Genomic DNA, 12,632 nt, shown 5'->3' with positions numbered 1-12,632 from the left:
ACCTCACTAGAGAATAAACACAAAGAAGGAGCGAATAATCGCCCCTTCTAAAATCATTTAGTGACACACACCAAACGATACTTTCCTTTCAGCACTGAGACGACACAATGTCATACGAATACCGAAAATCAAGCCTGAATCGAATTAACGACGTAAACCTAATTCGCTAATTAGACTTACATAACGACCATGGTCTTTACCATTTAAGTAGTCAAGTAATTTACGACGTTGGTTAACCATACGGATAAGACCGCGACGGCTATGATGGTCGTGTTTATGCTCTTTAAAATGACCTTGCAAATCATTGATTTGTGCAGTCAATAAAGCAACTTGTACTTCTGGTGAACCAGTGTCGTTTTCAACACGAGCAAATTTAGCGATGATTTCTGCGCGATCTGTAGTAGTTAAAGCCATTCGATTTCTCCGAGATGCTTACATAAAATAAATTGATACTGATCAATAAATTCAAGATCAAATCTTAAATCTATTGACTGCCGTGCATCACTACAGCAGTGCGTATTTTAAAGGATTCAAGCTGAATTGACAATTCTTAAATGATGCAGCTTATCCATCCGTACTATTTCATGACATTATTACATCGACATGACCGTCATTTAAGACACTGACATTTACTTCACAGCGCTGCACACTAGTCTGATATAAAAAGAAAAGAAATGGACGCACTGTGAAATTATTATCCACCAATACTTGTTTTGTCCCAACTGATCTGGCTTCGGTCACACGCAGTCAGGATGAAGTCAGCCCCGAACTAGGGGGCATGACTGAGCTACAATTGCAAAAAATCTGGAAAAGCGTAGAAGGTGCTTACAAAACTGGGAATTATCCATTCATCAGTTTTTGTTTACGTCGTCAAGGAAAAGTTTTACTTAATCGTAGTCTAGGCTATGCATCGGGTAATTCAACACAAGGTCTAAGCCCTGCGGCAAAAATAGGTGCGCCAGATACTCCTGTTTGTTTGTTTTCTGCTTCAAAAATGGTAACTGCCATGTTAATTCATATGTTGGATGAACAGGGCGAAATCAATTTACTTGATCCCATTAGTTACTATATTCCTGAATATGCAGCCCATGGTAAGCGCCGTACTACTATATTTCACCTGCTTTCACACCGTGGAGGTATTCCAAAAATCGATGGTGAAGTCACGCCTGAATTATTGTTTGATAAAAATGAAATTTTAAATCGGCTTTATGCAGCGAAACCCATCTCAGTATCTGGTTCACGACTGGCCTATCATGCCGTGACTGCTGGTTATATTTTAGGTGAATTGATTGAACGGGTTACTGGTCAGGATCTGCGCACATTCCTGCATGAAACCATTGAAAAACCAATGAATATGCCATATTTCAATTATGGTTTGAAACCAGAATATCGAGAGCAGGTCGCCCTAAATTACCCAACGGGTTTACATCCTCGTTTGGGCACTGATCATTATCTGAATCACGTTCTCGGTGGCGGGTTACAATTAGCAGTCGATGTCACCAATGACACCCGTTTTATGGATACAATTTGTCCTGCTGGTAATATTTACACCTCTGCGGAACAAGCAAGTCGCTTTTCTGAAATGTTGCTGAGTGGTGGGCAATATAATGGTCAACGGATTATGAGTTCGCGTACGGTATTTCGTGCCACCTTGCCTACCTCGGTGACCAGTTTAGATCGAACCTTACTTGCCCCGATGCGTTACGCACTGGGTCCAATGCTGGGAAGTAATCCGGTGGGTTTATTTGGACCTCAAACTGGGCAAGCCTTTGGACATATCGGATTCTCTAATATTTTGTGTTGGGCAGATCCACAACGTGACATTAGCGTGGCATTTTTAACGACAGGAAAATCCGTGATTGGTACACATCTACCTGCGCTTGGAAATGTGCTCTATCAAATCTCCAAGCAATGTCCTCGAATTCCAAAACAGTCACGTCGTTCACTTTTTGGCTCAGATCAGGCTGAAAATGAATGGGTACAAACAATATAAACAAAAAGAAGCCCAAGCATAACTTGGGCTCTTTTGCGCTGTATTTTTATTTTGGGTCATTATTGTTTTATTTTATTGTTGTATAAAGGTTTATCCACCCTTTTCTACATTATAGAGGCAAGATATACATCTATAATGAGTTCTTACCCTTGCCATTCTGCCACAAGTAATTATGTAGAAAAGTAGTATTTTTCGTATCGATATGTAAGTTAAAACTTACATATTTATTAGTTCATTGATATTTAATCGATTATTTTAAATTTAGTTTATATTTTTTACTTTTTGGTTAAATTCTAAACGTATTAAAATAACTTAATAACAATAAAAAAGCCCTGTAGTCTCTCCCAAAACTACAAGGCTTAGCGGCTGTAAATTTCCTCGCTTATCACTTACTTCACTGTAAGTTCGCTGTTTTTCAACTTTATCGTTATTGTTTTGCGATTTCCTCAGCATTCCTTACTGAGCTTTTTGTGCATGACTATGATCTCAAAAAAAAGTTATTTACTCTATGAGCAAATTTCTCGAATCTTTGTAAGCATTTTCGTACAGATCTGTCTACTGCACAAGTCAACTTAACAAACCAATTTTTTTATTAATTTTTCTAACCAATCCACTTTTTCGTGTCGTTTGAACCGTTAAAGCTTGAGCCAATGCACCGCGATCAACTAACAAGCTGATCACCTTTTTCGCTCGGGTAATCGCTGTATAAATCAGTTCTTGGCTGAGCAATTTTTCCGCAGAATGGTCAAATACTACAGCAGTATGCGCAAATTCTGAACCTTGTGATTTATGGATGGTTAAGGCAAATGCCGTCTGAATATTTTTGGGTAAACGATGTGCAGCAACCCATTTATTCAGACTCGGAAAATAAACCTCATACAGTTCAGGTTGTATACGATGTCGGAAACATAAGCCGATATCTCCATTGGAGATACCGAGTTGATAGTCGTTATATGTCATCATGACTGGGCGCCCAACATACCACCCGCCCACAGGTAGGACGGATAAATGTTCGGTTAGCCATTGTTCGGCATAACGATTCATCTGTTCAAGACCAAAATTGCCAAACCGAATAGCCACCAAAATACGATATTGATCAAATGCCTGAATCACAGCTTCTATATTTTCCTGAGCATAGTCCATCTGTTGATAGGCTTTGAGCTGTTCTAGGAACGGGCGAAATCCCAACATCAATCTTTCATAATAAGAGATAACGTCAGTTACGGCTTCAGGTATATATTCAAGCTGTACCACATCGCTCATAGAAGGTGTCAGTTCAATGTTCTGTAAGGGAGCAGATACAACGATCTCTTGTTCAAACTGTTGTAAAACCTGTGCTGCTGGTAATTCATTATCTACAGATTGAATAAAACGTGCCAATTGTCCAATTTTGGCATCCGCACTAAAACGACGGCTATTCTGCAAGTTGATCCGATGCTTGGCAAGTTTAGGGATCAGCTGTAAATCAGCCAGAACTGAACCTACATCAACTGAGGCTAACTGCTTTGCATCTCCTAATAAGATCACTCTGCAATGCAGTGGAATCGCTTCTAGTAATAAAGTGGCCAGATTTAAATCCAACATAGAAGCTTCATCGATCACAATCACATCATACGGTAAAGGCTGTCGACTATGAAATCGCGGAACCTGACGATTTCCCAAGCCTAATAATCGATGTAGGGTTTGTGTACTTTGCTGCTTCAAGCTTGCCGTCACTAATCCTGAAGCTACAAGCTTTTCATCATTAAAAGAGGCTTGTAAAGCCTCCTGCATCCGCTGGGCAGCCTTACCTGTCGGTGCGGCCATCGCAATCCGAATGTCTGGAATCGCTTGATTAAGAACTGCAATAATTCGTGCCAGCGTATAAGTTTTTCCCGTACCTGGCCCACCCGTAATAATATTCAACGTTTGGCTAGCCACCATTGACAAAGCTGCCTGCTGATAGGGATCGGTTAATAAATCCTGATAAGCTTCAATCGCAACCGCCTCAATAAACTGTTTACTTAAGCGTGCGATCTGGTTAGACAGACGGTGTTCAAGCGACCAATAACGATATAGAGCCAATAATTCGCCATCATAAATCATGGGGGCAATCTGTGTTTCAGCCTGCTGTTCATGGAGGATAAAATCCCCCATTTCTGAAAGCATTGCTGAAGAAATCGCCAAACCGCTATCGCCTTGTAAACTCGCTTCAATTAATGCTTGCAACAGCGCCGCAATTTGGGCAGAATTGCGCTCCCTGAGATTGAATGGTGCTTGAGTCAGATATTCACTCCAGTCTTTAAGCCATGTTAATTCTGCATTTTCAGCGAGCTTTTGCTTTTCCACACGGTTATCCTCAAGTTTTTCCACAAGCTTATTAACACATTTATCCACAAATTAAGTATTTGATTATTATTGATTTATATAAATTATCCGCATTCATTGACCTCATTTATCCTCAGCAAAGTAGCCCAAAATAGCATCTAACCGCAAAATAAACTCTATTTCAGGTTTCCAGTAATAATAACCTTGCTGGGTCTGCCCATTCATTCCTCGTAAATACAGATAAGTTGCCCCGCCCAAATGCTGTTCAATCTGATAATTTTGCAATTTCACTTTTAAATACCGATGTAAAGCAACCAGATATAATGCGGCCTGTAACCAATAGCTAGATTGACACATATTTTGCTGGATTGACTCGGGCTGATAATCATTAAAATCATGTCCGAGATAGTTACTTTTATAATCAGCGATATGAAAGCGTGAACCATCAAAATACATCAAATCAATTGAACCATTTAAATAACGGGCAGAATAAGCATCTAAAAAGTCAGGCATTTCGATCTGATATTCTGAAAATAGTTGCTGGATCCGGCGCATTGCGAGCACTCGGTCAGATAAAGCCAGATAAAACGGACATTCAGACAAAAATTGACCTGCCTGCAATTGTTGCAACTGAAAACCTTGATGTAAGGGGGTCACTAAAACTTGCTTAAACCAGTCGGCTAAGCATTGATAAAGTAAGCTTTCATCCTGTTTTTGTTCTGGAAAATCCTGCTGATAAATTGTATAAAGCTGCTCCCATAAACTGCCATAATCATTTTTGAAACGACGCCGAATTTCAGTGATCCACTCGCTTTGATCCTGAAAATTTAAATGTTCAAAAATTTCATGTAAAAAATTACCCGCCAATGTGCCCTTAGGGAAGTTTTGCTGAATCCAAAAAAGCGGCTGTGTCGAACTAGAAATCTCAAATCTCAATTGATCCTGTTCATCTTCTGCCTGCTCAAATGTTTGCTCCTGTGCAGCCAATGCATCACTGGCAACCTGACGAGGCTTTAAATGATGTGCTAGATAACTAAAACTAGTTTTGCCACGCGGATAAAACCGTTGCGTTGGCAAAGGTTGTGCAGATAAGCTCCAACTTTGACTGTTTTGCGTTGATTGAAAAGGGGGCGGGCATTGCGTTAGCTCACCTTCTTCAGCACTATAATGATGTTGAAACACACCATTTTGATACCTCCAAAACGCCAATGCATCCCGTGATTTTTGTTGTTGATCCTGCATCATGGCATAAACTCGATGGCTGGCACGGGTGAGTGCTACATACCACAATCGGTTTTGTTCAGCCTTGCTACGTTGATCATTCTGCTCAAGTGCTTCTGGACTTAAACGTGTTTTATCCTTAATTGCGATGACCCGTTCAATTTTGCTTTGACCATTTTCAGGATAAATCACTTCTTTTGTTGAAAAATTTAATGCTGTATTTTGATCTTTAAAAGGCTTATCAGCACCCAATAAAAATACGACTTTAAACTCCAGTCCCTTGGACTGGTGAATAGTCATCAGTTGAATGCCTGCGTCACTGGAAAGTTTACGTTCCATCTCCCAATCACGCTGGCTTGGCGATTGAAGTTGTTTTAAATACCAGTGATATAGGTTTTGTGCACCCTGATAATGCTCACTGTGTTGACTTAAAATTTCGCTTAGATGACGCAGATTGACGACATTGCGTTCATTGTCTTTACTGTGTTGTGCGACTAAATTTTGCCAGACATTAAACTGACTCATACATGCTTGCCATGCGGCTAAAAAGCCCTGTTGCAACCAAAGTTCACGTACATGATCAAACTCAGTGATATAACGACTCAAACCTTCGACAGTTTGCTCAAGTTCGATCAATTGTTTAAGATTTAGTCCGATCAGACGACTTAATAGAGCACGTTTTATTTTTGCTTCATCAAAAGGATGTAGAACTGCGGTGAGTAAAGCCGCTACATCTTGCGCGAGCGGATGGTCAAATACACTCGAACGTGATGGGCGATTGACTCGAATTCCCAAATATTCCAGTGCAGACTGTACCGCATCCAGCCCCGCATGGTTTTTGGAAAGCACCGCAATATCATCTTCAATGAATCGCTGCGGCTGTTCTGCATGTAAATATAGCTCACCTAACTGAGATTGATTCAGTAAGGCTCTAATTTTCCAAGCCACTTGCTCGGCTTCTTTGGTTTTATCTTGCAGCAGGATCCAACGTAAAGGTGCAGCATTGGACTGTCCTTGATCAATTAAGGCAGGATGCATCCTTAAACCTGCCTGAATCGGATCATAAATCACATGTTCCCCAAAGTCAGACTGCTGATGAAACAGATGGTCAACCACCTCCACTAGTTCCTTGACCGAGCGATGATTGAAACCCAGCTTATATTCGCGTCCCTGTTTAGCTTTAATATCTTGATAAGCATTTAAAAACGTCAGCATATCGCCACCGCGAAAACCATAAATTGCCTGTTTACGGTCACCGACCATAATCATGCATCCCTTTTGATAACGCTGAGGATGTCGCCAAATGCTGGCTAACATATCATCCTGATCCTGATTGGTATCCTGAAATTCATCAACCAAAATTAGGGGATAGCGCGCTTGTACAAAAATGGCAAATCGCTGTCCGTGTTCACCGTGTAAGGCTTCCGCAAGCGTGCGAATCTGTTGCGAAAAAGTAGTTTCGCCTTTTTGCTGAAGTAATTGTGGCAGCCGCTGTTTAACCTCAAGACAAAGATACGCTTTTAAATGTTGTTGTAATTGCTCAAGTTGCTCCTGAACTGTACTCAAATCACGGATGATACTGACTAATTGTTGTATTAAAGCATGCTGATAAAAGCCATCACTGACCTCAGCAGGGCATTTTTTAAAGATTTTAGCTTGTTCAAATTTTTCCAAAAATTTAAACGCTGCTTCGCGCGCATTGGCTAGTGGACGATCATAAATCAATAATCCATTTTCACTGCCCAAAACCTGAAAAAGCTGAGGCAAATGAATCTTGAATAATTCATGAAAAGCACCATTGCGAAATGAAGTGCCATTGATGAAGTCAGAATATTCACCATTTAAATCATAATACGCTTCGAGATCATGAAAATTAAACTGTTGTGCAATAGCTTGGTATTGGGTCACAGCAGAAAAATCAACTGAGGTTATGGCAGCTGTCTGAAAATGAGCAGAGCTAAAATTCAGAGAGCTTTCAACTACATCAACAAAAGCGTCAACACTTTTTAACGCGCCCACGTTATATAGGCCATCGATAAGTTGTTGTGGCTGCGCTTGAATCCATTCTCGAAGAACATCGTGAATCAATTGGCGGGTATAGCGTTTGGCATCATCGGTAATTTGTGCTCGTTCAATCTTGCCACTTTCAAAAGCAAATTCGCGTAATAGTTTTTGACTAAAGCTATCCAGCGTCCCCACAAAAAGTTCATCTAGTTGATCCAGTACCAGTTTTAAACGTTCACAGGCATAGCCAATTCGTGTTGCAAAATGACGCAGCACATGCTGAAGTAAAGGATCATTTTCCTGAGCAGCCTTTTGCAAAATCTCCTGCTCCGTCAAAGAGCGATAACCTTGCAAGATGGTATAAGTATCCTGCACACGCAAACGAATGCGAGTTTTCAACTCTGCTGCTGCAGCACGGGTAAAGGTGGTTGCAATGACCTGATTGGGCAAATATTTTTCCAGAAAAATACGCACCATCAGACTGGACAGAGTATAAGTTTTACCTGTACCAGCCGATGCTTCAATCAAATGCAGCCCTGAAAATTCAATATCAGTAATCGGCTGATAAGACACCGCAGAAAGAGATGACATCAGGGCTTACTCCGTACGCACATATTGAAAAATTGGGGCATATAAATCATGGGAAAATTTGGTCAGCGCCACATTTAGCAAAGCCTGAGCATCTTGTTGTTGTAAAATAAATGACCAATCCTGATGAAACTTGCTGCTTTCATCTTGGGTCACATCAATGGCGCTAAAAGCACCTGTTTGATTCCATGCTTTTAAAATACTTTCCCGATCTTTTTCAACCAGCGATGTTGCCGTCTCACTTTCTTCCCAATGATACTGTTTCCCTTTTTCCAAAGGTTGTAACAGCAATGCAGCAGGCAACACTAAAGGTTGCTGTGAAGCATACTGCCATGCAACCAACCACGCATTCAGATATTCTTGCGCCTGCGATGGCTTAAGCCCCTCACAAATCACTGTTTGATCACTAAATACCACAATACGACGTTTGTCCTGCTCATGCCTGCCCTGATTTAAATAAGCCAACCAGATTAGATATTCCAGCCAGACTTTGGCAATACGTTTTGCGCGGGCACTCGATGCTTGTAGACTCACCCAATCCTGTACATTCTCAGCAGGAATTTGAATATTCATATGCAACTGTGAGGACAGCCGCCATGTCCGATAGGTAGTCGGCGTTTCCGACATGGCGTATTGCTGCAAGCGCTCTTGTAAACACTCCTGCTCAAACACACTTTGTTGCCATGCACTGTATTTAATTTTACTGACAGGCAATTGATCCAGTAATAGATCAGCAGGTGCATCCACTGGATGTTGATGTAAAAATTCACGAATGCTATATCGACCTAAGCCATCTAAAAACAAAGGTTCATCCTGATCCAGCAATCTATGTTCAGTCAGGTTTTCGACACCCAATGTTTTTAAATATAAACGTGCAGGAAAGGTCACATCTGCAATCCATTGCTGGCTATCAAGTAGTAGTAACTCTTGTGACTGGGGTTGATAGTCAATATTCACCCAAGGCTGACGCTGACCCTGAGGTTGCTGAATATGTTGGGCGACCTGATACCAATGATCCTGATAACGTTGCAATGCAGGTTGTTGAGTAAACCCAGAAACATCAAATGGTTGCAAACTATGAATTCGATAAAGAGAAGCCAAATGCGGTGGTATAGAAAGTTGCTCGAGTTGCGTACGTTTGCTCCCCTCACGTTCTTCTAACTCAACCTCAGATTTGACAATATAAGCCAAATGCGCTTTTAATTCCTGAACGATACTAGAGGGTTCGCGTATCTCGCCATCATTGACATCAAAACCATTATAAAATAGCCATAAATTGTCTTGCGCCAATAATACTGCATCCAAAAATGCGCCCTGATCATCTTCCAGACGCGAACGATCACCAAGTTGTGGTCGTAGCACGTCCATCAAATCAAACGGAGTATGGCTATCACGGTTTGGAAATTGTCCCTGATCCAGATTCATTAACACAATCAAACGATACGGTAATGGCCGTATCTGCCCAATCTGACTAAACGTAATTTGTCCCGTCGGTTCTGCCTGTGCTGTCTGATTTTCTAATGTGAGCTGAATTTCTTCGATAAGATAAGGTAATGGTAAGGCAATTTGACGTAAATGCTGAGTTTCTGCCTCACCATAAAAGCTAGCCAACGTCACCATCCGTTCCTGTTTTTTAATCGCTTCACGCGCAGGTTTCAGTGCTGTCACGCCTGCTTGTTCAAATTCGGTGATATCCGTCATTAAACGTTTTAACCATGCTTCAACTGCCAATTGTTCGCCTTGCTCGTGGGCCACAAGCCAGTAACGACGCTGGTCAAAATGAGCATATATCTGAATCAGTTTACCAATCAGCTCAAAATCATCGGGCTGAACTTGTGCATAACTTAAAACTCCTTCAAATAATACATGATCTGGAATGGCAATACCTAAGGCCAACCGATCTAGTGCAAATTTGAAGCTATAACGATAATCCTGATCGTCTGGTGCCAAACTCTGTTGCAAATGAGCTGTATCAAAGCCTCGTTTAAAACCCGCTGCGGCTAACAATTCCAATAGGCGTGATACTTGGCTGTCATCTAACCCATAACATAACTGCGTTGCATTGAGACTCAACCAATCCGCAAACTCATCATAATTAAAACGACCTTGCAAGAGCTGAATACGCCCTAAAACTGCGCGCCAGGCATTCAATACATCTAGTTGTGCAATGCCCGCAATTTTGACCGGCAAAAACACATGATCATCACTCGCCGTTGTAGGAAAAACACTACGAATCAACGGTTCAAGCGCTTTTAAATTAGGGGTCAACACCAAAATATCACTTGGTCGACGTGGCTGTTCTGCTGTTCCCTGAGCTAACCAATAAATAAGCTGGTCGCGTAATACTTCCAATTGACGCAAACCCGAATGACAAACATGAATTTGTATTGACTCATCATTTGCATCTATCAAATATTGACCCGCTTTAGGTTCAACCAAATTTAAAATATCGGACTGTACATGTCCTAACAAAGTAGCAGGGAAAGCATCGACAAAAGCATCAACCCAATGCCCTTCTTCACCCGTTGATAAGTTCGAGAGTAACGAAAAATGATCGCGTGCCTGTTTACCCAAACGGGTTAATAAGGGGTGACGTGACTCACGTGCTTCAGCATTAAAATGCAAAGTAAACTGTTGAAAAAAATCGGCAATTTCAACATCACTTGCCTTCGGATTCTTGGCGATAAAACGCTCTTTTACACCGACATCATAACGCTGTTTCCACAGAGGATCGACGCTATCCGCCCAATATTCCTGGGAAGGATTATAATGAAAAATATAAACATCCAGATACTGCCCCAGACGGCGTAAGAACTGTAATTGGCTGGGTGGCAAATCAAGCAAGGTAAATAATACGACCTGTTGCGGTAATCTTTTTAGAGCGTGGATTTGTGTATGTTCAGTAGCAAATTGCTGCCAGAACAACTCATCAATCTTCTCAATCTCTAAAAAATCCTGATGAAAATGTTCTATCCATAACCAACGTTGCCAAGCTTCCAGTTCTTCAGCTTGTTTCAATTGAAACAATGAAACCGCTTGATCCTGATTCAAGATCAGTTTTTCAATGTCCAGAGCGCGATTTTCTCCCCACGCACTTAACCAATTATTTGAACAACGACATTCTCCAACACAGTTTTTTTGGCAATGACCACGATATAACATGTAATTGCTAAACAATTGCGAGACTTGTTCTGCAATCCAGTACAACATACTTTGTTTTTTGAGTTGTTTTTCTATATTTTTGCTTAGACGATCGGCACTGTTATAAATTCTGGCAATAATAGAATGCAAGGGATGTTCAACCGCCACTTGTATCTGTTCAGATTGAATGTATGGATGCAGAGCCTGATAGATTCGCCATTTTAAAATCAGACGTGGAATATTGGCTTTACGTACCTGATCTTTATGTTCACTTAATACCTGTTGGTAGGCATACCATTGAAAACCGCGAATGCGCTGATGAAACTGATAATTGGCATGAATACCCTGAAGCTCTGAAAGCTTCTCAATTAACCATTGCTGCGTAGCCGCATTCGGAACAATAAAATGCTGGGTAGCAAGCACTTGAAAAGGTTGTTCATGGCTGTATTGTGAAGTTTGGGCAAGACCTTGCAATAATACTTCGATACGTTGACTTTGAATGACATGTATTGCCATGTACCCCTTACCTTACTAAGCTATGCTTTTATGCACAAAATCATAAACATTCGTCACTATACATCTAAATATAACTATGTCACGTTTGTGATATGAAATAAAAATGTGAACGTCATTTAAAATACATGCTTGAATGATACGAAAGGAACCGACTTGAGTATAACCCGATGAAAATAGAAAATATCCCTGACTCGATTGATCCAAATTTAAATCTGGAACAAATCCGCACAGAATGTCTGGAAATGGTAAAAAAACGTGCCTATTTTTCCGCTGGCGCCGCTGTAGTTCCTATTCCTTTTTTTGATGTTGTCATTGATATCGGGATTTTGTCTCAACTAATTCCAGAAATTAGTGCTCGTTTTGGCTTATCGCCAGATCATATTAGTGTGTATGATCCTGAAACCAAGAGAATTCACTGGAATGAACTACGCAAACGTGGTTTTGAATTTTCAGGTTTGGTCGTAGCGCGAACTGCTGTTAAAAAATCATTAAATGGCATCATTGGCAAAGTTATTACCAAACAAGTCACCAAATTTATTCCACTAGGTGGCCAACTTGTTGCTGCTAGTCTTGGTTACATCGTTATGAAAAAAGTCGCTGAGGCTCATGTACAAGATTGCTATCAACTGGCAAAGCGTATTCAACAAAAGAATGTAAATGCAAGCATTGTCGCCTAAATTAAGATGGATCAAGAGATAAACTGTTCCTGAGCTGCATTCTCTTGGGTGCGTTTATCTCTGTTAGAGTGACTGATAGTTGATGAGATACAATTCATTTAAATTTTAGTACAAATATTTTTTTACTTTTAAGTTTTATTAAATATTCAATTTTTACCCTGCGACAACGATGACAAAAACTATGG

At 40.7% G+C, this 12,632-nt stretch carries 6 protein-coding genes; 2 read left to right on the top strand and 4 right to left on the bottom strand.

Annotation, left to right across the window (positions count from 1 at the left end; all coding sequences use genetic code 11):
• Positions 1–144 precede the first annotated feature (144 nt).
• Positions 145–414, bottom strand: coding sequence for a 30S ribosomal protein S15 (gene rpsO / locus IAE20_RS01750; protein WP_200481586.1), 270 nt, complete (start codon positions 412–414; stop codon positions 145–147).
• Between the two features lie 271 nt (positions 415–685).
• On the opposite strand from rpsO, the gene IAE20_RS01745 reads away from it, so the two are divergent.
• Positions 686–1,993: a serine hydrolase domain-containing protein gene (locus IAE20_RS01745; protein ID WP_200481587.1), complete on the top strand. Its 1,308-nt coding sequence runs from the start codon at positions 686–688 to the stop codon at positions 1,991–1,993.
• A 567-nt stretch (positions 1,994–2,560) separates the two neighbouring features.
• Here the strand turns inward: IAE20_RS01745 and recD are convergent.
• From recD to IAE20_RS01730, 3 genes are all read right to left on the bottom strand, one after another.
• Positions 2,561–4,321, bottom strand: a complete 1,761-nt coding sequence (recD, locus tag IAE20_RS01740; RefSeq protein WP_200481588.1) for an exodeoxyribonuclease V subunit alpha — start codon at positions 4,319–4,321, stop codon at positions 2,561–2,563.
• A gap of 102 nt (positions 4,322–4,423) precedes the next feature.
• Positions 4,424–8,116, bottom strand: coding sequence for a UvrD-helicase domain-containing protein (locus IAE20_RS01735; protein ID WP_200481589.1), 3,693 nt, complete (start codon positions 8,114–8,116; stop codon positions 4,424–4,426).
• A 6-nt stretch (positions 8,117–8,122) separates the two neighbouring features.
• Entirely contained in the window at positions 8,123–11,770 is a 3,648-nt protein-coding gene (locus IAE20_RS01730) for an exodeoxyribonuclease V subunit gamma (RefSeq protein ID WP_200481590.1), read from the bottom strand.
• A gap of 167 nt (positions 11,771–11,937) precedes the next feature.
• Here IAE20_RS01730 and IAE20_RS01725 point away from each other — a divergent pair, with 167 nt between their 5' ends.
• Entirely contained in the window at positions 11,938–12,447 is a 510-nt protein-coding gene (locus IAE20_RS01725) for a hypothetical protein (protein WP_200481591.1), read from the top strand.
• Positions 12,448–12,632 lie beyond the last annotated feature (185 nt).

This window comes from Acinetobacter sp. S54, from assembly GCF_016624945.1.
GTDB lineage: Bacteria > Pseudomonadota > Gammaproteobacteria > Pseudomonadales > Moraxellaceae > Acinetobacter.
Note: the sequence above shows the minus strand (reverse complement) of the source record. Positions and strands in the feature narration are given on the sequence as shown.